The following is a 25,484-nucleotide window of genomic DNA, read 5'->3' on the forward strand; positions in this document are numbered from 1 at the left end:
GTCCGACCAGATGGCGCGCGGCCCGTGGGTCAGATGGTGCGCGGCTTCCGGGTCAGGTGGTGCGCGGAAGTGCGAACTCGCACCACACCGCCTTGCCACCGCCCGGGGTGCGGCGGGAGCCCCAGTTCGAGGCGATGGTGGCGACGATCGCGATGCCCCGGCCGGACTCGTCGGCCGGCTCTGCCCGGCGGCGGCGCGGGAGGTGGTCGTCGCCGTCGGTGACCTCGACGATGAGGCGCCGGTCGGTGCGGCGGAGTCTGAGGCGCATCGGCGGGGTGCCGTGCTGGAGGGAGTTGGCGACGAGCTCGCTCGCGGCCAGTACGCCGAGGTCGTGCAGGTCGGTCGGGAAGCGCCAGCTGGTGAGGACGCCGGAGGCGAAGGCACGCGCGCGTGGGGCCGCTTCGACTCCGCCGAGCAGCTCCAGGGCGGCGTTGCGGAAGAGCTCGCTGTCCGGTCCCGTACGGGCCGGGTGCTGGAGGACCAGGACGGCCACGTCGTCGTCGTGGTCGGCGGTCACGCCCGCCGAGCGGACCAGGCGGTCGCAGACGACCTGGGGGGTGCCGGTGGCGCCGGCGAGGGCGCGCTCCAGGGAGGCGATGCCCTCGTCCAGGTCCGCGTCGCGGCGCTCGACCAGGCCGTCGGTGTAGAGCACGGCGGTGGAGCCGGGGCCGAGGGGGATCGAGCCGGAGGCGTGCATCCAGCCGCCCGTGCCGAGCGGGGGGCCGGTGGGTTCGTCGGCGCGCAGGACCGTGCCGCTCTCGTCGCGGACGAGGATCGGGAGGTGGCCCGCGGAGGCGTACACCAGCCGGCCCTCGTTCGGGTCGTGGACCGCGTACGCGCAGGTGGCGATCTGGTTGGCGTCGATCTCCATGGCGAGGCCGTCCAGGAGCTGGAGGACCTCGTGCGGGGGCAGGTCGAGGCGGGCATACGCCCGGACGGCCGTGCGGAGCTGGCCCATGACGGCCGCCGCGCGGACGCCGCGGCCCATGACGTCGCCGATGACGAGGGCGGTGCGGCCGCCGCCGAGGGTGATCACGTCGTACCAGTCGCCGCCGACCGCGGCCTCCGTGCCGCCCGGGTGGTAGGTGGCGGCGACGCGCAGGTCGTCGGGCTCTTCGAGCTCCTGGGGCAGCAGGGAGCGCTGGAGGGTGACGGCGGTCTCACGCTGCCGGCGCTCGCTGGCGCGCAGCCGCTCGGCGGCCTCGGCGTGGTCGGTGACGTCGGCGGCGAAGATCAGTACGCCACCCCCTTCGGGGGTGGCCGAGACCTCGACCGGTGTGCACGTGAACGTGTACGAGCGGCCGCCGGGGGCCTTGCGGGACTTGACCGTACGGGGCTTGGAGCTGCGCAGGACCTGGTCGAGGAGCGGCAGCAAGCCGATCTCGGCCAGCTCGGGGAGCGCGACGCGGGCGGGCTCGCCGGCCGGGCGGACGCCGAAAGCCGCCACATAGGCGTCGTTCACGTACGCGAGGCGGTGGTCCGGGCCCTGGACCAGGGCGACGAGGGCCGGGATGCGGTCGAGGACCTCGCGGACCGGCAGCTCGTCGACGACGGGCAGGAGCGCCGCGTCGGACAGCCGCTCGGCGCGTGCCGCGGGCACGGAGCCCTCCGAAGGGAGCGCCGTCGGCGAATCCTCGGTCCGCGCTGCCGCGCGGCGCTGCGTTCCGGGGAGCCGGGCGCTCCAGCGCGTGAAGTTCACAGTGGGACAGGCCTCGTGGGTTTGAAGGGCGAGCGGTCGGCCCGCCCATGGTGTGGACCAGTGTGTCCGACCGGACCGACATCCGTCAGACGCGGGCGCGGCCGATGGAGTTCCTGGGTCCGGTCAGGACGACCCCTTCGGGTTCTGAGGAGGCTTTCCACCGGCCGCGAGTTCGAACTCCGCACGGGGATGTTCGAGCGAACCGAGGGAGACGATCTCCCTCTTGAAGAGCCCCGACAGGATCCATTCGGCGAGCACGCGGGCCTTGCGGTTGAAGGTGGGCACCCTGCTCAGGTGGTAGACGCGGTGCATGAACCAGGCAGGGTAGCCCTTCAGCTTGCGCCCGTAGACGAACGCGACACCCTTGTGCAGTCCCAGGGAGGCGACCGAGCCGACGTACTTGTGCGAGTACGTCTCCAGGGACTGGCCGCGCAGCGAGCGGGCGATGTTGTCGGCGAGGACCTTGGCCTGGCGCACGGCGTGCTGGGCGTTGGGGGCGGTCTCCGTGCCGGGCTCGGCGGCGGTGACGTCGGGGACGGCGGCGGCGTCTCCCGCGGCCCACGCGTGCGTGGTGCCGTCCACGGTCAGCTGGGCGGTGCACTTCAGGCGGCCGCGTTCGTTCAGCGGGAGGTCGGTGGCCGCGAGGACGGGGTGCGGTTTCACGCCGGCGGTCCACACGACCGTACGGGTCGGGAAGCGCGCACCGTCGCTGAGGACGGCGACGCGGTCCGCGCAGGAGTCGAGCCGGGTCTCCAGGCGTACGTCGATGTTGCGGCGGCGCAGCTGGGTGACCGTGTACTTGCCCATGTCCTCGCCGACCTCGGGGAGGATGCGGTTCGAGGCCTCGACGAGGATCCACTTCATGTCGTCGGCCTTGACGTTGTGGTAGTACCGCGCGGCGTAGCGGGCCATGTCCTCCAGCTCGCCGAGGGCCTCCACTCCGGCGTAACCGCCTCCTACGAAGACGAAGGTCAGGGCGGCGTCGCGGATCGCGGGGTCGCGGGTGGAGGAGGCGATGTCCATCTGCTCGATGACGTGGTTGCGCAGCCCGATGGCCTCTTCGACGGTCTTGAAGCCGATGGCGTACTCGGCGAGCCCGGGGATCGGGAGGGTCCGGGAGACGGAGCCGGGGGCCAGCACGAGTTCGTCGTACGTGATCTGCTCGGGGCCCGTGCCCTCCTCCTCGGTGGCGAGGGTGGTGAGGGTCGCGGTGCGCTTGGCGTGGTCGATGGACGCGGCCTCGCCGATGACGACCCGGCACTGGTCGAGGACACGGCGCAGCGGCACGACGACATGACGCGGCGAGATCGAGCCCGCGGCGGCCTCGGGCAGGAACGGCTGATACGTCATGTACGGGTCGGGCGTCACCACGACGATCTCCACGTCGCCCCGCCTGAGCTCGGGTTTCAGCTTCCGCTGGAGCCCGAGAGCGGTGTACATCCCGACGTAGCCGCCGCCGACAACGAGAATGCGCGCACGTTCCTTCACTCACCCATGACGCACCGGCTACGGGAGTTTGTCCACAGGCCCGTCAATTTGTGTGACCGGGTGCCTGAGACGCGCACGGTTGGCCGATTTGCCGGAGTGCGGGGAAGCTTCGCAGGTCAGCGGGTGTGAGCGGGGTGGAAGTAGGGGGCGCAACCGGGACGTATGCGGCCCGTAGTCCGATCGGGGGGCGCTCCGTGCGGAACCTGCCCCTTCTGAATTGACCCCCACTCAACTATGTTCGTGTGTCATCGGGGTGTAGGGGGATGCGCTCGACGGGTTCGTGCGGCGAGACCGCGCGGCGAAGGCTGTTCCGCTCGCTCCGGCTGTCAATGGCGGGGAGAGTCTCCGGGGGGAGACGTCATTACCGGGGGAACACATATGCACATTCAGGACTCTCAATGGTCTTCCGCGTCTGCCATCGGAGCGGGCGGAGCGATCAGTGCGGCGGCAACGAACGGACGCGGCGTGGGGGACCCGTCGCGCACGACGCCACTGCGCGTGGACGCACAGCGCAATCTGGAGCACGTACTTCGAGCGGCCCGTGAGGTCTTCGGCGAGCTGGGGTACGGCGCGCCGATGGAGGACGTGGCGCGGCGCGCCCGCGTCGGTGTCGGCACGGTGTACCGGCGCTTCCCGAGCAAGGACGTCCTGGTCCGGCGGATAGCCGAGGAGGAGACCTCCCGGCTGACCGACCAGGCGCGCTCCGCGCTCGGTCAGGAGGACGAGCCGTGGTCGGCGCTCTCGCGCTTCCTGCGGACGTCGGTGGCCTCGGGTGCCGGGCGGCTGCTGCCTCCGCAGATCCTGCGGGTGGGCGTCGGCGACGAGGGGTCCGAGGGCACGGTCCTGGACGAGACGCGGGTGCCGCAGCAGCGGTCCCAGCCGCTCTCGCCCGAGCTGCGGCTCGTGGAGCAGCGGCCGACACCCCTGCAGGAGACCGTCGAGGTCGTGTCGATCGAGGACGACGCCGGTGCGGCGCAGCTGCTGGAGGTCGTGGGGCGGCTCGTGGACCGGGCGCGTGCGGCGGGCGAACTGCGTGCGGACGTCACGGTGGCGGATGTGCTGCTGGTGATCGCCACGGCGGCGCCGTCCTTGCCGGATGCGGCCCAGCAGGCGGCGGCTTCGGCTCGGTTGCTGGACATTCTGCTGGAGGGGCTTCGGTCGCGGCCGGCGTAGCGCCCAAGGGCACGGGTGCGGGTGCCTCCGGCGGGGGATGCGTGTGGGTTCGTTGTCGGGTTCGGGGTCGTGGGGGCTGATCGTGCGGTTCCCCGCGCCCCTGGCAGGCGCGCTTTCGTCAACTTGAATAGCGGGGAAGGTGGTTGAGTCTTCCCCGTTTGGGTGAACGGTAGTGCTGTGGTTCGCCAAGTCTCCACGGACGAGTGGTTGGTCCGTTCCTCCGGGTAACAGCGGTGGGTCCGTGTGGCACTCTTTCCCGGTGTTCGGGTCCGAGTGTGCAGGCGGGGGCCTTTCCGCGATGAGCGTTGACGGGCGGGACGAGTCACCCGGTGAGGGTGGCGCGGAGGCCGGTGGGCTGCCGTCGCCGCAGGTGCCGAGCCAGGGCGGCCGGGCGAAGGGCACCCCTGCGGGATCCCCGGAGGCCGTTCCGACGCAGCGGGACCGGCGCGAGTGGCACGACAGCGGCGTACTGCCGCCCCCGATCGAGTTGCCGCCCGCCGACGCCGAGCTGATCGAGCGGATGCGCTCGGGCGACGACACCGCGTACGACCGAGCTGATCGAGCGGATGCGCTCGGGCGACGACACCGCGTACGAGGAGCTGTTCCGGCGCCACGCGGACGCCGTCCGCCGGTACGCGCGCACCTGCTGCCGGGACGCCCACACCGCTGACGACCTCACCGCCGAGGTCTTCGCCCGCATGCTCCAGGCCGTACGCGGCGGGCGCGGCCCCGAGCACGCCGTACGCGCCTATCTGCTGACGACCGTACGACGCGTCGCGGCGAGCTGGACCAAGTCGGCGAGGCGCGAGCACCTCGTCGACGACTTCGCCGTGTTCGCGGCACAGGCCGCACGCGGCTCCGAGGTGTCGGACGATGACACTCTGGACCTGGGCGCCGACGTACGGGCGATGCACGAGGCCGAGCAGTCGATGGCCATGCAGGCGTTCCGGTCGCTGCCTGAGCGGTGGCAGGCCGTGCTCTGGCACACCGAGGTCGAGGACGAGTCGCCGAGTGAGGTCGCCACGCTCTTCGGGCTGGACGCCAACGGCACGCGCGTCCTGGCCAGTCGGGCCCGGGAAGGCCTCAAGCAGGCGTATCTCCAGGCCCATGTGAGCGTCACGCTCACCACCGACGAGGAGTGCGCGCGCTACGCCGACCGGCTCGGCGCGTACGCGCGCGGGGGGCTGCGCACGCGCGCCGAGCGCGGGCTGCGCAAACACCTGGAGGAGTGCGCCAAGTGCCGGCTCGCGGCCGGTCAGATCAAGGAAGTCGCCAGCGGGATTCCCGCGTTCGTACCGATCGCCGTCGTCGGCTGGTTCGGTGCCGCCGGGTACGCGAAGGCGGCCGCGCTCATCGCGGGCGGGACCGGCGTGGGTGCGGCCGGTGCCGCGGGGGCAGCGTCGGCGGCGGGCGGCAGCTCCGGAGGGGCCGGCGCCGGTGGCGGGGCCGCCGCCGAGGGGCTCGGGGCGCCCGTGAAGGCGGGCATCGCGGCCGGTGTCGTCGCGGCGGCCGTCGCCGTGGTGGCGCTCGCGCTGGCCGGTGACGAGGTGAAGCCCAAGGACCCCGTGGCCAAGCCGGAACCGTCCCCGCCCGTCGTCGAACCGCGCGTGCCCTCGCCGTCGCCGAAGCCCCCGAAGGCGGAGCCCGCGCCGAACCGGCCGGTGCCGATCGTGGCGCCCTCGCCGCGTCCTACGCCGAGCCCCACCCCGAAGCCGACGCCCACCCCCAAGCCCACTCCGAAACCGACTCCCCCGCCGAAGCCGGCGCCCACGCCTCCCCCCGCACCGGCCCCGAAGCCGCCCCCTCCGCCTGCGCCCCCGGCGGTCTTCCAGTGGAACCAGCTGGACTACGGCGTCACCGGCGACGGCACCAAGCCCGAGATGCGGCTCGGCGAGAGCAGCTGGGTCTGGCAGCGGTACGGCATGTCGATCGCCGACACGTCGTACGCGAACGGCGTCACCGTCCACGGCTCCTCCTCGGTCACCATCGATCTCAACCGCACGTGTTCCTCGTACGACGCGGTGGTCGGTGTCGACGACATGACGATGGGGCTCGGTCAGGTGCGGTTCTCCGTGTTCGCGGACGGGGCCCGGATGTGGCAGTCGGGCCTGGTCCGGGGCGGTCATGGCGCGGTGCCCGTGCATGTGGATCTGACCGGCAGGAAAACGATCCGCCTGGTCGTCGAGCCGCATTCGCCCTTCGACTCGGTGGCGTTGGCGGACTGGGCGGATTCACGGTTCCGGTGTCAGTGACTGCTGCTGGCGCTGTCCGTGGCTGCGGCTGCGGCTGCGGCCGTGGCTGACGCTTCGGAGAGTTCCCGTAGGACGTCCTCCGGGGTGAAGGTCGCCCCGGTGCGCCGCTCGGTGTCGTACGCCCGTCGGCCCAGGTGGGACAGGGCGGCGGTCTCGATGCGGTCGATGTCCCGGCTGTAGGGCAACGGACGGGGGTGGCCCTGGCGCCAGTGGGAGCCCGCGGCGAGGAGGCGGACCACGCGCGCGTGGTCGTCGATGTCGCTGAGGACGCCCGCCGCCCGCTCGGCCAGCGTGGCAAGGACCACCTCCGAGCACCGCGCCGTCGCGGCCTCGCGCAGGGTGTCGACCAGCTTGCGCAGCCCGTGACCGGGGCTCGTCTCGACCGCGGTCAGCAGCGCGTCGAGGCCGTTCAGCGCGGCCAGGAAATGGGCCGGCGGTGTGCCACGCTCCATTTCCACGCGGGCCGCCCCGTGCAGCTCGCGGGCCTGTACGAAGTCCCGGTCGTCGAAGGCCATCTGCGACCGCATGAGAAGGACGAACGCCCTCGAGTCCGGCACCGCGTAGCGATCGGCCGCGGCCGTCGCCTCGTCCAGCGCCGCGAGAGCCTGCGCCCGGTCCCCCACGTAGTAGGCGATCTCGCCGAGGCGGGCGATGAGGAACGGCGTCTCCACATACGCCCCCACCTCGACCGCGAGCCGCATGGCGTCCTCGAACTCGCTCTTCGCCTCGTCGAAACGGCTGCGGGCCATGGCCGTCTCGCCGCCCGCGCTGCTCACCTGGGCGAGCATCCAGCGGTCCCCCGTGCGCCGGGCGACGGTGCGCAGCTCCGCGAGGGTCTCGTCGACGCCATCCATACCGCCGGGGCTGTCCACGGCCACATGGACACCGAACAGCAGGGCCGCGCCGATCTCCCAGTCACCGCCGTGCTCCCGGCAGTTGGCCAGTGACCTCTCCATGTCGTCGCGGATGCCTTCGGTGTTGCCGAGAACGAACGCCATCAGCGGCCAGATGATGCCGGGGAACCGCGCCGCGTCCGGCCCGCCCCGCGCCATGGAGGCCCGCACGCCCCTGGCGTACTCCTGCGTCCGCTCGTCCTTCAGCGGGACCTGGCCGAGCTCCGCCCTCAGGAAGAGATCCAGTACGCGCAGTCTCATCCGGGGCCGGTGCGAGGGGTGATCCCTCTCGACCCCGGGGTCGGCGAGGTAGGCCTCGACGTGGTCGACGCTGTCGAGCCGGGGCGTGCGGGAGGAGTCGCGGGAGCGGGTGTCGAGCGCCGCGCCCAGGCGCAGGACCTGATCCGCCCAGGCCGCGCCCTCCCGGCGGAAGTTGCGCAGCCACCAGAACCAGCCCATGGCGAGGACGATGGAGCTCATCTCCGGCTCGTCGGCGGCGACGAGGCCCCGGTGGAGTGCCGCGCGGATGTTGTCCAGGTCGGACTCCAGTCGGCCGATCCACCGGAGCTGGTCGGCGGACCGCAGGAGCGGATCGGCCTCCTCGACCAGCGCGCGGACCCACGCGCGGTGCCGGCGCTCGGCCGCGGCGCGCAGCTCGGGGGTCTCGGCGGCACGCTCCGCCGCGTACTCGTGGATCGTCTCCAGCATGCGGTAGCGCATACCGCTGATCCCTCGCCGGCAGGGCGTCGCGACGACCAGGGACTTGTCGACGAGCGCGCCGACGATCTCGGCCACGGGTCCGGTGCACACGGCCTCGGCGGCGTCCAGGTCCCAGCCGCCCGCGAAGACGGAGAGCTCGCGCAGGACGGTCCGCTCGGGCTCGTCGAGCAGGTCCCAGGACCAGTCGACGACCGCGCGCAGGGTCTGCTGGCGGGGCAGCGCCGTGCGGCTTCCGGAGGTGAGGAGGCGGAACCGGTCGTCGAGGCGGTCGGCGATCTGGCGCGGGGTGAGCATGCGCAGCCGGGCGGCGGCCAGCTCGATGGCCAGGGGCAGGCCGTCGAGGCGGCGGCAGATCTCGTCGACGGCGGGGTCGTGGCTGACGTCGGCGTCCGGGTACGCCGCGACCGCCCGCTCCGTGAAGAGGCGGTGCGCCGGGTCGGGGAGCAGGGGCTCGACCGGGCGCACGGACTCGCCGGGCACGCCCAGGGGTTCGCGGCTGGTGGCGAGGATGGTGAGGCCCGGGCAGTGGGTGAGGAGGGTCTCGGCGAGCTCGGCCGCGGCACCGATCACATGTTCGCAGTTGTCAAGGATCAGGAGCTGGCTGCGCGGGGCGCAGTACTCGATGAGCAGGGCGACCGGGTCGTCCTGCTGCACCGTCATCTCGTGGGTCATCAGCACGGTCTCGCGCAGACCGAGAGCGCTGACGACCGCGCTGGTCACCGCCTCCGGCCGGTCGAGCGGGGCGAGCTCGGCCAGCCATGCCTGCGGATGCCCGGCGGCGGCTTCCTCGGCGAGGCGGGTCTTGCCGGATCCGCCCGGTCCCGTGAGGGTGACGAGACGGACCCTGTGCAATTCGGAACGGATGGCGTCGAGTTCGGGTTCCCGGCCCACGAAGGAATTCAGGCGGGGGCGGATGTTGCCGGTGCGGTCGGCTCTTGAAGGGGTGGCTGGGGTGTACGAGTTCGGGGGCGCCGTCGGGCTCGGAGCGGCGGCCGGGGCTGCAGGGGCCGTCGGCTGAGGCGTCAGCAGTTCCCCGTGCAGGGCTCGGAGTTCCGGGCCCGGGTCGGTGCCGAGGCCGTCCGCCAGGGCCCGGCGGGCCATCTCGTACGCGGCCAGGGCGTCCGCCGTGCGGCCCGTGTCACGCAGGGCCCGGATGAGGAGGGCGTGCAGAGGTTCGTCGTACGGGTGGGTCTCGGTGAGTTCCCTCAGCTCCGGTACGGCGTCGTGGGCGTGGCCGTTGCGCAGGTCCGCCTCCACGCGCGCGCGTGTCGCCTCCTGGCGGAGGGATTCCGGGCGGGTCGCGGCCGTCGTACGGTCCGGGAGGTCGGCCAGGGCCGGGCCGCGCCATAGGGCGAGTGCCTCGCGGAGGGTGCGGGCCGCTGTCTCCGGGGCTTCGTCCAGTTGCGCCCTGCCCTCGCGGACCAAGCGCTCGAAGACGAACAGGTCCACGTCCTCGGGGCTGGCGGCGAGGCGGTAGCCGCCGGGCTCCGATGTGATCGCGTCCTTGCCGAGGGCTCGGCGGAGGCGGGCGACGAGGGCCGTGGAGTGCGGCGGGGGCGGCGTGTGAGGGGCTGTCCGGCCAGACCTCGTCGATGAGGGTCTCCGGAGACGTCGTTCGGCCCGGCCTCAGGGCCATCGCCGTCAGGAGTGCGCGGAGGCGGGGGCCGCCCAGGGGCACGTCCTCGCCCTGGGCGTCCGTTGCCTGGGCAACGCCCAGAATTCTGTACCGCACGGGGCCATTGTCACCGCTCCACCCCGGCAGGGCCGATCTTTTCGCCCCCGCCGCCCCTACCCGTCCCATCCCTGAGGGCTGCCGCACTCGTCCTCAAACGCCGGACGGGCCGGGAGGGGTGGGCGATCGGGATGGAGCGTACGTGCGGGCCCGGCTGTGGCTGGTCGCGCAGTTCCCCGCGCCCCTTAGGTATCTCGGCCCTGAGGTATCTCAGCCCCTCCGGCGTTTGAGGAGCGGGGGTTCGGGGGCCGGCCCCCGAGTAGTGACGGGAATGGGTAGGGGCGGCGGGGGCGGAATCCACCCCCGCTACCCTCTCCTCGCCCCCGCCCCCAAAGCCCCCCGCTGAGGCCGAATCCCCGCAGGGACGGCCCGCTGCCGCGCAGGCGTCCCCGTCCAGCACGTCCCCCGGCGGTCCAGCAGCCGGCGGAGCCAGAGCTCAAGGGACACCAGGTCCGCGAGGCCTTCCAGGGGCAGGGTCTCGCCGTCGGCCGCCGCCCGGAGGGCCTTGCGGACGACCCGGGCCTCGACCAGACCCGCCTGGGCAAGGAGAGGCGTGTCGAAGAGGGCGACGAGATCGTCCACGGCGACCCGAAGCCCCGTACGGGCCGCGGCCGTCGAGGACGCATGGGACGGCGCACCCCAGCCGGGCGGAAGATCGGCCACCCCGGCGCCCTCGAGGACCGTACGGAGGATCGCGGCCCGCGCCCCGGGCTGCACCCGCAGCGCCTCGGGAAGGGCACGACAGGCACGTACGACCTGGTTGTCGAGGAACGGGGCGTGCAGCCGCTGGAAGCGGACCTCCGCGGCCTGCTCCAGGATCCGGAGGTCCGAGGCGTGGCGTGCCAAGGCCGAGCGCGCGCGGAAATCGCCCGGCCGCTGGCCCGGACCGACGCCGCCCCGGGTCGTCGCCCCCGCCAGGCGAACCGATACTTCAGCGAGGGCCTCACCGGTGAGCCAGCGCGCGGCGGGCCCGGGTCTGGCCCATGTGAGCGCGGCGAGCGACGCCCCCACGGCACCTCCCGGCTCCTCGAACCGCTTGTGCAGCAGCCGGTCGGCGAGTCCCTCTATGCCGACGAGATACGGCGTACGGGACAGCTTGCGCGCCGCGCCGTACACGCGCGCGGGGACCATGACGGAACCGTCGGCCTTCGCCAACGCCGCGATGGGGCGCACCAGATGACGTCGTTTACGGTCCATCAGCAGGTCGGCGAGGCGGGCCGGGTGCGCGTCCAGTACCTGACGCGCGCCGTACCCGGTGAAGTGGTCCGCGCTGCCCGAGGCCAGTCGCGCGCGGTGCCGGGCGGCCGTCACCAGGGAGGGCCCCGGCTCGTCGGTCAGCGGGCCCTCCAACTCGGCGTAGGGGAGTACCTCTTCGCCACCCGCGACGACCACGTGGTGCAGACGCGGATTGGCGGCGAGCGTGCCCGCCCGCTCCAGTTCGGCCTCGCGGCCCTTCACCGCGAGGTCGTTGAACGTGACCGCGAGGAGGCGTTCGCCGGCCCCCGTGCCATGGCCCAGGACAGTGCCCGGCGCGCCGGGCAGGCCGGCGGCGAGGAGGGCGAGGGTGCCGGAAGCGGGTCCTCCGGAGAGGTCGGCTCCGATGCCGGGCACGGGCATGCCGCGCGCGGCGCGCCGCTCGGCGGGCCCCATGCCGGGGACGGGACCGGGGTCGATGTCCGCCCCGGGTACGTGCCTCGGGGCGGCGAGTCGTGCGCGTACGGCCTCGACGAGGGCGTCGCGTACGGCGTTCACCGCGCTGTCGGGGTCGGTGGTCGCGGCCGCGACGGCGAGGGAGGCCACCTGCTCGTACCCGGCAATCTCCCGTGCCCCCGCGCGCAGGATCAGCGCGTGCCCCGGCGGAATGCGCCGCACACCCTCGTACGGCGTCGAGTCCTGGAGCGCGGCCGGTACGTCGGGAGCGGCGAGCAGGGCCGCCAGGTGCCCGAAGTCGAGGTTGGCCTCGATGAGGTCGGCGAGGGGGAGGGCCGCGGTCGAGTACGCCGTGCCGCCCGCCCAGGGGGTGTAGAACACCGGCCTGACGCCCGCCAGATCGCCGCAGACCATGAGGCGGCGGCCCACCTGGACGACGGCCGTGTAGCTGCCGGACCAGGCTGTCAGATGCCGAAGTGCCCCGCCGCGCGCGGCGAACAGGCCCACGCGCAGTTCCTCGTCGGAGGCTCCACAGGTGCCGAGCACCGCCATGCGGTTCTGCTCGTCGGCCTTGACCACGCGCACCTCGTCGGGGCGCCAGTCACCGACCGCCCAGAGCGGATCGGGGTCGCCCCACAGGAGTTGGGACCCCACCGGGTGCACCGTCTCGCCGTCGCTGCCCGTCGCTCCCGCCGAACCGATCCCGGGCGCACGAGCGGCGGTACTGCTCCATCCCACCAACCACCGCATCGCCGCCTCCACAGGCTGTGGACAACCAGTGCACCGTACGAACCGGTCACCATGCTGCCACGAAGAATGCGCCCGGGAGGGCCGGTGCGGCCGCTTGTGCTCCCCGGAGTGCGCCCCTGGGAGATGCCCGCGAAAAAGCGAACGCACGCGCGGCGGGCGGCGATCGCACAGAATTTACCCAAGGGTGACGACGTGAATGCGCCCCCGGTACGCTCCCCAAAAACACCTAACGCGCCCTCAAGTGCCATGGTGGGAGGGGTATTTGACCTCGAAAGGCATGGGCGATATTCAGCCAAATCGGTGATGGACGAACACGCGTGCACACGCTCCGTACATGCTGTGCGCAACGCACAGTCCGGGAGGCGGACTCCGCCTCCCGGACCGGTCCGCCACCCGCGGGGATGGAGGCGGCGGTGTCCCCCAGCCCACTGGATCCAGTACAGCGGGCCGACCCACGCACGATCCATGGAAGCGCTCCCCCGATGGCCGGAGAAGAGCGCACGGACGGGCGCACGGCCACACAGCGGGAGCACGACACGACGCTCTGTGCTTGCCAACGGGCCACAATCCCGCCATCCGGAACAATGCCCCTTAACGCTTGGGATGCGGCGAACTACCCTGTGTTTGCCTGTGTTTTCGCGGGAGGCATATTCCTGAGGGCTCGGCCACGTGCTTTTGCGGGTGGGGTTCCAGGGGTTGGCGCCCGGGAAGACGCAGCACGAATGCCGCTGGGCCACCACCCGCGCGGCAGCCGTCTGTGTCGAGGGGTGGCGCAATGTCCAGGGAGCAACGCGGGCCGAACGAAAAACTCGGCGCCGTTCTCGCCCTCGCGGGAATCAGCAACGCAGGACTCGCCCGACGCGTCAACGATCTTGGCGCTCAACGCGGGTTGACTCTTCGCTACGACAAGACGTCGGTGGCGCGCTGGGTGTCGAAAGGCATGGTGCCGCAGGGTGCCGCGCCGCACCTCATCGCTGCCGCCATCGGCCAGAAGCTCGGCCGCCCGGTGCCGCTCCACGAGATCGGCCTGGCGGACGCGGATCCCGCACCGGAAGTGGGCCTCGCCTTCCCTCGTGACGTGGGACAGGCCGTGCGGTCGGCCACGGACCTCTACCGTCTCGATCTCGCCGGCCGCCGGGCCGGCTCCGGCGGCATCTGGCAGTCGCTCGCCGGATCATTCGCAGTGAGCGCATACGCAACTCCCGCGTCCCGGTGGCTGATAACCCCGGCCGACAGCTCGGTGGCACGGGACGCCAGCCCGCTGGAAGGCTCCGGAGCACCGCTGAAAGTCGGCCACAGCGACGTACAGAAGCTGCGAGAGGCCGCCGAGGACGCCAGGCGCTGGGACTCCAAGTACGGAGGCGGCGACTGGCGTTCGTCCATGGTGCCGGAGTGCTTACGAGTCGAGGCGGCACCCCTGCTGCTGGGCTCGTACTCGGACGAGGTCGGACGGGCCCTCTTCGGAGCCAGCGCCGAACTCACCCGCCTGGCCGGCTGGATGGCGTTCGACACCGGCCAGCAGGAGGCCGCCCAGCGCTACTACATCCAGGCCCTGCGCCTGGCCCGCGCCGCGGCCGACGTGCCCCTCGGGGGCTACGTACTGGCCTCCATGTCCCTCCAGGCGACCTACCGGGGCTTCGGCGACGAGGGCGTCGACCTCGCCCAGGCCGCCCTGGAGCGCAACCGGGGCCTGGCCACCGCCCGCACGATGAGCTTCTTCCGCCTGGTCGAAGCACGAGCCCACGCGCGCGCGGGTGACGCCCAGGCGGCCGGCGGCGCCCTGAAGGCCGCCGAGGGCTGGCTGGAGCGGGCCCGCGACGGCGACCACGATCCGTCCTGGCTCGGCTTCTACGGCTACGACCGCTTCGCCGCCGACGCGGCCGAGTGCTACCGCGACCTGAAGGCCCCGCGCCAGGTCCGCCGCTTCACGGAGCAGGCCCTGTCGAAGCCGACGGAGGAGTTCGTACGCTCCCACGGGCTGCGCCTGGTGGTGTCGGCGGTCGCGGAACTCGAGTCGGGCAACCTCGATGCGGCGTGCGAGCAGGGGGTGCGGGCGGTGGAGGTCGCCGGGCGCATCTCGTCGGCCCGCACGACCGAGTACGTGAAGGATCTCCTTCACCGCCTGGAGCCGTACGGGGATGAGCCGCGGGTGGTGGAGCTGCGCGAGCGGGCCAGGCCGTTGCTGATGGCACCGGCCTAGTGGAAAGCCCCCTTGGCGTCTGCGGGGCTGAGGTGGTCCTGGGGCTGCCGGCCGGATGTGGCTGGTCGCGCAGTTCCCCGCGCCCCTGTCGGGGCCCGGCCTGCGCGAACCGGCACCATCCCCGTGACCGGACCAAAAAAGGAGACCGGGCACTACGAATATGAAGGTGACCGGGACCACGCGCCTCCGATGACGTGACCGGAGCTACCTGCCTCCGATGACGTGACCGGGACCACGGGCGGCCGACGACGTGGCCGGGGCCACCCGCCCCCGGTGTCGGGACCGGGACCGGAACCACGTGTCTTTCCCTTCGGCCCTGCCATTCTGTGGGTTTGAGCGGGTTGTCAGTGGCGCAGTGCACTATCGGGGGTGGGAGTCGGAGGCTGGAGGTGGGGCGGACAGATGGGGCGCAAGGTCGCTTACGACTGTGACGTGCTGGTGATCGGCGGCGGGATCGTCGGTCTGTCGACGGCGTATGCGATCACGCGTGCCGCGCCGGGCACGCGGGTGACGGTGCTGGAGAAGGAACCGGGCCCGGCCCGGCACCAGACAGGCCGCAACAGCGGCGTCATCCACAGCGGTATCTACTACCGCCCGAACTCCCTCAAGGCCCGGTACGCCGTCCGGGGCGCCGCCGAGATGGTCAAGTTCTGCGCGGAGTACGGCATCGCCCACGCCGTCACCGGCAAGCTGATCGTCGCCACGGAACGCGAAGAGCTGCCCCGCCTGCACGCACTGGTCCAGCGCGGCCGGGAGAACGGCATTCCGGTCCGCGAGCTGGGCGCCTCCCAGATCGCGGAGTACGAACCCCAGGTGCGAGGCCTCGCCGCGATCCACGTGACCACGACAGGCGTATGCGACTTCGTGGGCGTGGCCCGCCACCTCGCGGACGCGTCCGGCGCCCACATCAAGTACAACGCCGAGGTCACCCAGATCGACCGCCGCCCCGACCTCGGAGTGGCGGTCCGCACCACCGACGGCACCATCACCCGAGCCCGAGTCCTGGTCAACTGCGCAGGCCTCCACTGCGACGCCATCGCCCGCCTGACGGGCGACGACCCCAAAATGCGGATCGTCCCTTTCCGAGGCGAGTACTACACCCTGGCCCGCCCGGATCTGGTCCACGGCCTCGTCTACCCCGTCCCGGACCCGGCCTTCCCCTTCCTCGGCGTCCACCTCACCCGGGGCATCGACGGAAGCGTCCACATCGGCCCCAACGCGGTCCCCGCCCTGGCCCGCGAGGGCTACGACTGGCGGACGGTACGCCCCCGAGAGCTGGCAGAAACCCTCACCTGGCCCGGCTCCTGGCGCATAGCCCGCCGCCACTGGCGCTACGGAGGCGGCGAACTACACCGTTCCCTCTCGAAGACAGCCTTCACCAACGCAGTCCGCCGCCTGCTCCCGGCCGCCACCCCCGACGACCTGATCCCCGCAACCGCAGGCGTCCGAGCCCAGGCAGTCCTACGGGACGGCACCCTCCTGGACGACTTCCTGATCCAGGAATCCCCCCGCACAGTCCACGTACTCAACGCCCCCTCCCCCGCAGCCACCGCCTCCCTCCCCATCGGGAGAGAGATCGCAGCCCGAGCCCTCAGATCAATGACAACCACCTGAGCACAGAACGAATCGGAGCCCACACATATGAGCCCACACATATGAGGGTGGGGACGGCGGCGGGAGAGGGACCCACGAACGGAAGGGGCCGTGCCGGTACGTCGAAGTCCGCCGCATAGGGCTCCTCCAAGAAACGGCTCCCTCCAAAGAACAACAGCCGTATACCCGGAACGCGGCGGACTCGACGTACCGGCACGGCCCCGCCCCACAACGGCCCGCACAGCCACCCCGCCACCCCGAGCCACCCACCCCACCCCGCCCCCCACACCGTAAAATCGACGCACTGTGTCTGACTCCACCACACCCCCCGACCCGACGAACGCCGCCAGGAAGCCCCGCCCAAAGGGCGAACCCCGCTTCCCCGACGGCCCCCGCCCCGACCCCGCCGGCTCCCACTTCGAGCGAAGAATCCGCAGCTTCCAGCCCCGCAGAAGCCGAGTGACCCAGGGCCAGGCGGACGCGCTACAGCGCCTGTGGCCCAAGTGGGGCCTGGACATCGACGGCCGGCACCCCCTCGACCTCAAGGATCTCTTCGCCGCCGACATCCCGGTCGTCCTGGAGATCGGCTTCGGCATGGGCGAGGCCACCGCCCAGATGGCCACCGAGGACCCCACCACCGGCATCCTCGCCGTGGACGTCCACACCCCGGGCCAGGGCAACCTCCTGAACCTCGCGGACCGAGCCGGCCTGTCCAACCTCCGCGTGGCCAACGGCGACGCGATCATCCTGCTCCGCGAGATGCTGACCCCGGACTCCCTGGACGGCCTGCGCGTCTATTTCCCGGACCCCTGGCCCAAGAAGCGCCACCACAAGCGCCGCCTGATCCAGCCGGAGTTCCTCACCCTCGCCGCGTCCCGCCTCAAGCCGGGCGCACTGCTGCACTGCGCGACGGACTGGGAACCGTACGCCGAGGTCATGCTCGAAGTCCTCACCGCCCACCCGGACTTCGAGAACACCCAGCCGGACGGCGGCTACGCGCCACGTCCCGACTTCCGCCCCCTGACTCGTTTCGAGGGGCAGGGCCTGGACAAGGGACACGTGGTGAACGATCTGCTCTTCCGCCGCGTACCGCATACAGCGAACACGGGCAGCTAGAGCCACACGACGCACGGCCCACACGGCCTGGAGGGCCCCACAAGGCGAAGCCACACAACGCACCGCCCCGCCCCCACGCCCCCGACAGTGCGCTCTCGCGGCCCACGCCCCTCCGTCGTTAGGGTCTTTGTCATGGCCACCGGTCCCCCGCTCCCACCACACCCCGGCTTCCCCGGCATCCCCGCCGGAGGCGCCCCGCACTGGTGGCAGCGCAAGTGGGTCCGCTACAGCGCCCTGACCACCCTGCTGGCCCTCTCCGGCCTCGTCATCCTGGCCCTGGTCCGCAAACAGACCGGCACCGAGGGCTTCCTGGTGGGCCTGGGCCTCGCCGTACTCCCGGTCCCGCTCCTCGTCGCCGCGTTCCGCTGGCTGGACAGAGTGGACCCGGGCCCCTGGCGGAACCTTCTCTTCTCCTTCGCCTGGGGCGCCTGCGCCGCCGCACTGATAGCCATCGTCGCGAACAGCTTCGCGACGAGATGGATAGCGACGGCGACAGCGGACCCGTCCAGCGCCGACACACTGGGCGCGACGGTCATAGCACCCATAGTCGAGGAGTCGGCGAAGGCAGCAGCCGTCTTACTCGTCTTCCTGTTCCGCAGACGGGAGTTCACGGGAATCCTCGACGGCGTGGTGATAGCCGGCGTCACGGCGACCGGCTTCGCGTTCACCGAGAACATCCTGTACCTCGGCACGGCGTTCGGCACGGACCAGCTCAGCGGCGGCAGCGGCATCGCCTCGGTCACGGCGGCGACCTTCTTCGTACGCGTGATCATGTCGCCGTTCGCGCATCCGCTGTTCACCGTGCTCACGGGCATCGGTTTCGGCATCGCGGCGCTGTCCGCGGACCGCCACCAGGTACGCCGAGTACTGCTCCCGATCATCGGGCTGCTGCTGGCGATGGGCATGCACGCGATGTGGAACGGCTCGTCGACGTTCGGCGAGTACGGCTTCTTCGCGGTCTACGCGGCCTTCATGGTCCCGGCGTTCGGCCTGCTGACCTGGCTGGTCATCTGGACCCGCCAGCGCGAACTGGGCACGATCCGCGACGAACTCCCCGCGTACGCGATGGCGGGCTGGCTCACGGCCCCGGAACCGTTCGTCCTCGGCTCGATGAAGGCACGGCGGCTGGCCCGCGATTACGCCACGCACCACGGCGGTCGCGCGGCGGGCAGGGCGGTCGCGGAGTACGAGGCGTACGCGACGTCGCTGGCGTTCCTGCGCCACCGGGGCCGCAAGGGCCGCGCGGGAGCCGACTTCGTCGTACGGGAGCGGGAGCTGCTCCACAAACTGTGGACGCGCCGGGAACCGGCCCGCCCGGCTCTCCTGTACGCGGCCCGGGCGACGGCTCCGGCACCGGTGGCACCGCAGTGGCAGGGTTACCCAACGCCGTACACGTACAACCCGTACCGCTAACAGGCGCAGCCCGACCCACAACGCGACCCCAAAAACACAACCGCACCCCCACCCCAGCCCAAACCCAAGACGAAACCCCACCCCCACCCAAGCCCAAGCCCAAGCCCCATCCCGCCCCTCAACCTCGGCCCCATCCCGCCCCTCAACCTCAGCCAGAAGCCGAGGTCAGCCTCCCCAACTCCCCCTCCGTGAGGACAAGCCCGGCCACCCCCAGCAACGCCGGAAGCTGCTCCACAGTGCGAGCGCTGGCGATGGGCGCGACGACGGTCGGCCGGGACGCCAGCCAGGCCAGAGCCACGGTGGCGACCTCGACCCCACGGTCCCGCGCGACCTCGTCGAGCGCGGCCAGCACCCGCGGCCCGCGCTCGGACTCCAGATGCGCCCCCGCGGACCCGGCCCGCGCGCTGTCGACGACGGCACCCGCCCGGTACTTGCCGGTGAGGAAGCCCGAGGCGAGCGAGGAGTAGGGGACGACGGCCAGACCGGCCCGGGAGGCGACGTCCCGGAGCGGGCCCTCGTACGAGTCGCGGGAGACGAGGTTGTACCGCGGCTGGAGCGCGACGTACCGCGCGAGGCCCTCGCGGTCGGAGAGGTCGAGGGACTCCTGGAGCCGCTCGGGAGAGAGGTTGGACGCGGCGACGGCGCGCACCTTGCCGGCGCGGACGAGCTCGTCCAGGGCCGTGATGATCTCCTCGACCGGCACGGACGGGTCGTCGAAGTGGGTGTAGTACAGGTCGATGTAGTCCGTTTTGAGCCGCCGCAGGGAGGCGTCGGCCGCGGCCTTGATGTTCACCCCGGACAGACCTTTGTACTTGGGGTGCGCACCGACCTTGGTGGCGACGACGACGTCGGCGCGGTTGCCGCGCGCGGCGAGCCAGTCGCCCAGGACGGTCTCCGACTCTCCGCCCTCGTTGCCCGGCGCCCAGGCCGAGTAGGTGTCGGCGGTGTCGACGAAGTTCCCGCCCGCGGCGGTGTAGGCGTCGAGCACGGCGAAGGACTGCGCCCGGTCGGCGGTCCAGCCGAAGACGTTGCCGCCGAGGGAGAGCGGAAAGACTTCGAGGTCGGACGAACCCAGCTTGCGGAGAGAGGTCATGGATGGGTCAACGGCCGTACCGGACGGCCGTATTCCGCACCCAGGAGCCTCTCGGGCCCGCCTTACGGGTCAGGCCCGTCCTACGGGGTGAGCCCCTTGCCCCGCAGCCACGCCATCGGGTCGATGCCGTCGCCACCGCTGGTGTGGACCTCCAGGTGGAGGTGCGCCCCGGTGACGTTGCCGGTCGCGCCCACGCGGCCGATGATGTCGCCGGTGTTCACCTTCTGCCCGACGCTGACGCCGATCGACGACTGGTGCGCGTACCAGATCTCCGTACCGTCATCGAGTTCGAGGACCGTGCGGTAGCCGTACGACCCGTTCCAGCCGGCTTCCTTGATCGTGCCGCTGTGAACGGCCTTGATCGGGGTACCCGTGGGAGCGGCGAAGTCCAGACCCGTGTGCTGACCGGACGACCACAGCGCACCGGACTGCCCGAAGGTCGAGGTGATCGTGTACGAGGAGGTGGGGAGCGTGAACTGCTTGGCGAGCTCGGCGAGGCGCGCGGCCTCGGCCTTCTCCTTGGCCTCCTGGTCCGCCTTCTTCTTGGCGGCGGCGACCTTGGCCTCGGCGGCGTCCCGCTCCTTGGCGGCCAGCGTGGCGGCCTTCTTCGCGGCGGCGGCCTCGGCGGCCTCCTGGGCCTCGCGGTCCACCTGGTCCTGCTGCTGCTCGGCCTGGAGCATGATGCGGGCGCGCAGGGCCTCGCCCGCGTCCGAGTTGCCCTGCTCGGCGTCGGCGGTGGTGAGGCCGACGGCGGTGATCGGGGTGCTGGAGCCCTCGGGGGCGTCGTCGTCCGAGAACGGCGAGCCGACGTTCGGCAGGTCGGGGATCGAGATCGACACCGGGGGCTTGCCGGTCTGCGCGCTGGCCATGCCACCCGCACCGACGGCGGCTATGACGCCGACGCCCAGAACGGTCGAGCTACGGGCGAGTCCGCCGCCGCGCTGCTTGGCGACGCGGTGCCGGCCGCGGACGGGAAGGACGGTCTCCGCGCTGGGATTCCAGACCTCCCACGTCTCCTCGTCCTTACGAGCGCCGTAGGCGAATGTGTCGGGCTTCTTCTCGCCCGAGGACTCACCCGTCAACTCATCCGGAACGAACGAGGGTGTGAGGGCAGACCGGTTGGACGCCACGTAGGCGCACTCCTTTCCTTCCTTCTCGCCTACCGGGTTAGCTGACGGGTTCGGAGCAGGAAGGTCTCCTACGCGCGTCAACCGCGGTGCGCTACACCGCGAAGACGAGCGATTCACCCCAAGTGGTGGTTCCCCGGTTCCCTTGCGGGATTCGGCGCGTGCGCACGGAGCCGACTCTTGTGACGGCTGGGACGACCGCGCTGCGTTATCGAACGTTAATAGACCCGGGCACCGGATTCCAAGCTGTTCCTGATGATCGTTACGGCTCTTGGCCTGGACTAACAGGTCACGAGCGGGGTAAATCGGGCGAGTTGATCGACATTCAGGAACGGGAGCCCTGTTGATGATGCGTCAGATGCTGTGCGGAGGGATGCTGTTCGACTACGAACGGTGATAAAGGCCGCCGAAAGAGCGACGCATCTCACGGCCGCCGCACTCATGACCGTCACGCAATCACCACGACCGCACCCTCACGGCCGCCGCACCGCGAGCAGTGCCATGTCGTCGGTCGCCCCGCCCCCGGTGTGCCGCAGGACGTCGTCCAGTACCGCGGCGAGCAACGCGTCGGGCCCGGGGAAGACCCGCCCGGACAGCCGCCGCGCCGGGTCGTAGAAGACGTCTCGCCGGTCCCGCGCCTCGGACAGCCCGTCCGTGTGGAAGAGCAGCATGGCCCCGCCCGGGAACGCCTCCTCCTGCGCGCGGTCGGGCCAGGCCCCCAACTCCCCGGTCCCGAGCGGCAGGGCCGGCTCAGGCGCGGCGAGCGTACGTACCTCTCCGTCGCCGTGCAGCAGGAGTGGCCCGGGGTGGCCGCGGTTCACGAGGCGTACGACCGGGGTGCCGTGCGGGATCTCGGCGAGCACGGCGGTGGTGAAGTCCTCGAGGACCGCGATGATGTCCCGCCGGACGCCTTCGCGCGCGAGTGCCCGCTCCAGCCGCTGGGCGACCGCCTCCAGGCTCGCCTCCTGCTCGGCGGCCTCCCGGAAGGCACCGATGAGTACGGCGACGACGGCGACCGCTCCCATGCCCTTGCCCCGTACGTCGCCCACGAGGAGCCGTACACCGTGCGGGGTGTCCTGCACGGCGTACAGATCGCCCCCGATGAACGCACCCTCCTGCGCGGCCTCGTACCGTGCCGCGATCTCGAGACCACCGATCCGCGCGGCCGGTTCGGGCAGTACGGCCCGCTGGGCGGCCTCCGCGATCTCGCGGGCGGTGGCGAGGCGTGCGTTGCCGCGTCCCACGAGCCGGTTGATGCCGACGGCGAGCACGGCGGCCGTGGCCACGGTGAGGACCTCGGTGACCGCGCCCGCGTCGAAGGCGAACCTGAGGTGCACGAGGGCCATGCCCACGGTCGCCGCGATTCCCGTCCACACCGTGGCGCCGAGCGAGAAGAGGGGCGCCGCGATGAGCACCGCGGCCGTGAAGAAGGGAGCCGCGGTGAAGTCCTGCGGGCTGAGGAGGTCGTAGCAGACGCCGGCGACGATCAGCAGCTCCGGCAGCGCGCGGACGAGGGTGCGCTGGTGCGAGGCGGTCCTCTCCACGGGCTCGACGCGCACCGGCTCCTGCTCCTCCACCTGTCCAGGCTTCCGGGAGCGGGGGTGGCGGGCGAGCGGACGGGGACCGGGCGGGTGAAGAGACCTGGGAACACCCGAGAAAGCACCTGAGGAAGCGCCTGAAGAAATACCCGGGAAAACACCTGAGGCCGGAATCCTTGATCGGATTCCGGCCCCAGGCCTTCAGTAGCGGGGACAGGATTTGAACCTGCGACCTCTGGGTTATGAGCCCAGCGAGCTACCGAGCTGCTCCACCCCGCGTCGTTGACTCCACTGTACGCCATCTGCGGGACCCGAAGCACACGCGTTAACTTCGCCCGCGCTTCACCGGGTGGTTTGGTACGAAACATGCCGATCGGCGATACGGGTCGGCCCTGCCCGTCGTCCATACCGACGGGAAACGGGCCGGTCAGGCCAGATGACGGTTGGGCGCCTTCGCGTCGGCCTCGTACTCCGCCAGCACCAGGACGTCGGCGCCGGCCGCGGCCAGCAGCCCGCTCCCGTCCGCGCCCGCCACGAAGGTGTCCGGCTCCCGCCAGGCGGTCACGACCCTGCGTACGCCCGCGTCGAGGATCAGCCGGGCGCAGGGCGCGGGCCGTGACGCGCGGCGGGCGCACGGCTCCAGGCTGCTGTAGACCGTGGCGGTCGCGAGCCGCGGATCACCCTGCTCGATCTTGGCGAGGGCGGCCTCCTCGGCATGGGAGACGGGGTCGGACTCACGGGAGTACCCGCGGGCCAGCTCCGTACCGTCGGCCGCGACGACGACCGCGCCGACGCTGAAGGCGGTCCGCGAGGGCGGGCACTCGGCGGCCAGTTCGCAGGCGAGCGCGAGCCATCGGTGGTCGGCGGCGGAGGGTACGGTCCCGGTGCCGGGCGCGGTGGGGACGTACCGCATGAGGACGACGTCCCCCACGGGCCTCGTCTCGATCAGCCGCAGCCGGTTGCGGGGGCCGCCCGGGTAGTCGCCGGGCCCGAACAGCCGGGGCGCGTCCGGCTCACCCACGACGAGGGGCGCGAGGGCGAGCTGCAGTTCGTCGGCGAGGCCCTGGCGGAGGAGCTGGGTGTGGACGCGGCCGCCGCCCTCGACCATGAGCCGCCGTACGCCGCGTACGTCGTGGAGGTGGGTGAGTACGGCACGCCAGTCGACGCCCGGGCCGACGGAGACGACGTCGACGCCGAGCCCGCGCAGAGCTTCGCCGGCCCTCTCGGCCCCCTCATCGCTCGTATAGACGATCTTCTCGCCGCCCGTGGACCAGAAGTTGGCGTCGGGGTCGAGGTCGCCGCTGCCGCTGACGGTGACCTTCAGCGGGTACTCCGGCCGTCCGGCGGCGACCCGGGCCGCGCGGCGCTCGGCGGAGTTGACGAGGAGCCGGGGGTTGTCGGCGCGCAGGGTGCCCGCGCCGACGAGGATCGCGTCGGACTCGGCCCGTACCTCGTCGACCCGGTCGAAGTCGGCCGGTCCGGAGAGCAGCAGCCGTCCGGGGCCGGTGTCGTCCAGGCAGCCGTCGAGGGAGACGGCGGCGGACAACAGGACGTAGGGGTGAGGCATTGACGCGCTCTCTTTCGGACTCTGACGGGCTGTCGGGATGGCGGGCTCCTTCGGAGACAGAGGCGGGGCTTGCCCAGACGGCGGGCCGGTGTCGCCCGGTTGCCGATCCGGGCTTGGTTCAAGTTTGAAACAAACCTACACTGGGGGCATGACGACCCGCTGGCTCACCCCCGAGGAGCAGCGCGCCTGGCGCGCCTACATCGCCGCCTCCCATCTCCTGGAGGACGCGATCGACCGGCAGCTCCAGCAGGAGGCCGGCATGCCGCACCTTTACTACTCCATCCTCGCCAACCTCTCCGAGGCGCCGGGCCGCAGCCTGCGCATGACGGACCTCGCGGAGAGCACGAAGATCACCCGCAGCCGGCTGACGTACGCGGTGACCCGCCTGGAGAAGGACGGGGCGGTACGCCGCGAGGACTGCCCCGCGGACAAGCGGGGCAGCGTCGCGATCCTCACGGACGAGGGGATGGCCCTGCTGGAGCGCACGGCCCCCGGCCACGTCGAGACGGTCCGCGCCACACTCTTCGACAAGCTCACGCCCGAGCAGGTGGGGCAGCTGGAGGAGATCTGTACGGGGATCGCGCGGGGCCTGGAGGGGGACGACCCGCAGGCGGCCCCTGACGACGTCCCGTGGCGCCGCCGGTCGAGCCCGTGCGCGGGAGGACCGACGACGGGCGACGCATGAGGCGTACGGGGGCACATGGGCCGCACCACAAACCCATTATCCCGTTGCTTCAACTTTAAAGCATGAGGTAGTGTCTCGATCCGAGGATCTGCTTCAAATCTGAAGCAGGTGAGAGATCGGACCGGGAGAACCGCATGCCCGACTACCCCGCCGCCACCCAGCGCTCGCGCGTCCGGGTGCCGCTGCGTTTCAACGACGGCTACAGCGTCGACGCCGAACTCGTCACCTTCCACGGCCTGACCGACGGCAAGGAACACGTGGCGGTGATCCTCGGCACCCCTTCGGCCACGCCCCTGGTCCGCCTCCACTCCGAGTGCCTGACGGGCGACGTCTTCGGCTCGTCCCGCTGCGACTGCGGCCCCCAGCTCCGCGAGGCGGTCGAGCAGATCGCGACCCACGGCGGCGTGCTCCTCTACCTCCGCCAGGAGGGCCGGGGCATAGGCCTCTACAACAAGCTCGACGCGTACGCCCTTCAGGACGAGGGCCTCGACACGTACGCGGCGAACACGGCCCTGGGCCTTCCCGAGGACGCCCGCGACTACACGGCGGCGGCCCAGATGCTGACGGCCCTCGGCATCACGGAACTGGACCTCCTGTCCAACAACCCCGACAAGGCGAACCAGCTCCGCGACCTGGGCATCACGGTCGGCCACCGCGTCCCGACGGGCGTCTTCACCACGGCCCACAACGTCCGCTACCTCCGCGCGAAGGTCCTCCAGACCCAGCACACGCTGCCGCTGGCGAAGCTGACGGCGGGCTGACCCCGGACCCGCTCCCGGAAGGGGTGGCTCCGCG

14 protein-coding genes, 1 tRNA gene, 2 pseudogenes and 1 riboswitch are annotated in these 25,484 nt (G+C 71.8%); of the genes and pseudogenes, 8 read left to right on the forward strand and 9 right to left on the reverse strand.

The window, feature by feature from the left end; translation table 11 throughout:
- Positions 1-52: 52 nt before the first annotated feature.
- On the reverse strand, positions 53-1,699 hold the full coding sequence (locus QF035_RS25125) for an ATP-binding SpoIIE family protein phosphatase (protein WP_307522848.1): 1,647 nt from the start codon (positions 1,697-1,699) through the stop codon (positions 53-55).
- A 123-nt stretch (positions 1,700-1,822) separates the two neighbouring features.
- Positions 1,823-3,187, reverse strand: a complete 1,365-nt coding sequence (locus QF035_RS25130; RefSeq protein ID WP_361923481.1) for an NAD(P)/FAD-dependent oxidoreductase — start codon at positions 3,185-3,187, stop codon at positions 1,823-1,825.
- A gap of 378 nt (positions 3,188-3,565) precedes the next feature.
- On the opposite strand from QF035_RS25130, the gene QF035_RS25135 reads away from it, so the two are divergent.
- Together QF035_RS25135 and QF035_RS25140 are read left to right on the forward strand one after the other, a co-directional pair.
- Complete coding sequence (locus QF035_RS25135; RefSeq protein WP_307522849.1) at positions 3,566-4,360, forward strand: TetR/AcrR family transcriptional regulator; 795 nt, start codon at positions 3,566-3,568, stop codon at positions 4,358-4,360.
- Between the two features lie 298 nt (positions 4,361-4,658).
- Positions 4,659-6,612: pseudogene (locus QF035_RS25140) on the forward strand (sigma-70 family RNA polymerase sigma factor).
- Here the strand turns inward: QF035_RS25140 and QF035_RS25145 are convergent.
- A pseudogene (locus tag QF035_RS25145) lies at positions 6,606-9,957 on the reverse strand (BTAD domain-containing putative transcriptional regulator). The pseudogenes QF035_RS25140 and QF035_RS25145 overlap by 7 nt on opposite strands.
- Positions 9,958-10,263: 306 nt before the next feature.
- On the reverse strand, positions 10,264-12,357 hold the full coding sequence (locus QF035_RS25150) for an asparagine synthase-related protein (protein WP_307522850.1): 2,094 nt from the start codon (positions 12,355-12,357) through the stop codon (positions 10,264-10,266).
- 775 nt (positions 12,358-13,132) lie between these two features.
- Between QF035_RS25150 and QF035_RS25155 the strand changes: the two genes are divergently transcribed.
- From QF035_RS25155 to QF035_RS25170, 4 genes are all read left to right on the forward strand, one after another.
- Positions 13,133-14,557, forward strand: a complete 1,425-nt coding sequence (locus QF035_RS25155; RefSeq protein WP_143643663.1) for an MFS transporter — start codon at positions 13,133-13,135, stop codon at positions 14,555-14,557.
- A gap of 402 nt (positions 14,558-14,959) precedes the next feature.
- A complete protein-coding gene (gene lhgO / locus QF035_RS25160; protein ID WP_307522852.1) occupies positions 14,960-16,171 on the forward strand; it encodes an L-2-hydroxyglutarate oxidase in 1,212 nt (403 codons plus the stop codon).
- Positions 16,172-16,456: 285 nt separating this feature from the next.
- Complete coding sequence (gene trmB / locus QF035_RS25165) at positions 16,457-17,266, forward strand: tRNA (guanosine(46)-N7)-methyltransferase TrmB (RefSeq protein ID WP_307522855.1); 810 nt, start codon at positions 16,457-16,459, stop codon at positions 17,264-17,266.
- A gap of 132 nt (positions 17,267-17,398) precedes the next feature.
- Complete coding sequence (locus QF035_RS25170) at positions 17,399-18,679, forward strand: PrsW family intramembrane metalloprotease (RefSeq protein ID WP_307522857.1); 1,281 nt, start codon at positions 17,399-17,401, stop codon at positions 18,677-18,679.
- Between the two features lie 148 nt (positions 18,680-18,827).
- Here the strand turns inward: QF035_RS25170 and QF035_RS25175 are convergent, their stop codons facing one another.
- The 5 genes from QF035_RS25175 to QF035_RS25195 form a co-directional block, all read right to left on the reverse strand.
- The gene (locus QF035_RS25175) at positions 18,828-19,772 is read right to left on the reverse strand and encodes an aldo/keto reductase (protein ID WP_307522858.1); all 945 of its coding nucleotides are present in this window, start codon (positions 19,770-19,772) and stop codon (positions 18,828-18,830) included.
- A gap of 80 nt (positions 19,773-19,852) precedes the next feature.
- On the reverse strand, positions 19,853-20,902 hold the full coding sequence (locus QF035_RS25180) for a M23 family metallopeptidase (RefSeq protein WP_307522861.1): 1,050 nt from the start codon (positions 20,900-20,902) through the stop codon (positions 19,853-19,855).
- Positions 20,903-20,913: 11 nt separating this feature from the next.
- Positions 20,914-21,069: riboswitch (cyclic di-AMP (ydaO/yuaA leader) on the reverse strand.
- A 303-nt stretch (positions 21,070-21,372) separates the two neighbouring features.
- Positions 21,373-22,476: a PP2C family protein-serine/threonine phosphatase gene (locus QF035_RS25185; RefSeq protein WP_373466716.1), complete on the reverse strand. Its 1,104-nt coding sequence runs from the start codon at positions 22,474-22,476 to the stop codon at positions 21,373-21,375.
- A 166-nt stretch (positions 22,477-22,642) separates the two neighbouring features.
- Positions 22,643-22,716: transfer RNA gene (locus QF035_RS25190), tRNA-Met, on the reverse strand.
- A 148-nt stretch (positions 22,717-22,864) separates the two neighbouring features.
- A complete protein-coding gene (locus tag QF035_RS25195; protein ID WP_307522862.1) occupies positions 22,865-24,004 on the reverse strand; it encodes a dihydrofolate reductase family protein in 1,140 nt (379 codons plus the stop codon).
- 148 nt (positions 24,005-24,152) lie between these two features.
- Between QF035_RS25195 and QF035_RS25200 the strand changes: the two genes are divergently transcribed.
- Positions 24,153-24,689, forward strand: a complete 537-nt coding sequence (locus tag QF035_RS25200) for a MarR family winged helix-turn-helix transcriptional regulator (RefSeq protein WP_307522863.1) — start codon at positions 24,153-24,155, stop codon at positions 24,687-24,689.
- 134 nt (positions 24,690-24,823) lie between these two features.
- On the forward strand, positions 24,824-25,450 hold the full coding sequence (locus tag QF035_RS25205) for a GTP cyclohydrolase II (protein ID WP_307522864.1): 627 nt from the start codon (positions 24,824-24,826) through the stop codon (positions 25,448-25,450).
- The last annotated feature ends 34 nt before the right edge of the window (positions 25,451-25,484 follow it).

Origin of the sequence: Streptomyces umbrinus (assembly GCF_030817415.1) — a bacterium.
In the GTDB taxonomy this organism is placed as follows: Bacteria; Actinomycetota; Actinomycetes; order Streptomycetales; family Streptomycetaceae; genus Streptomyces; species Streptomyces umbrinus_A.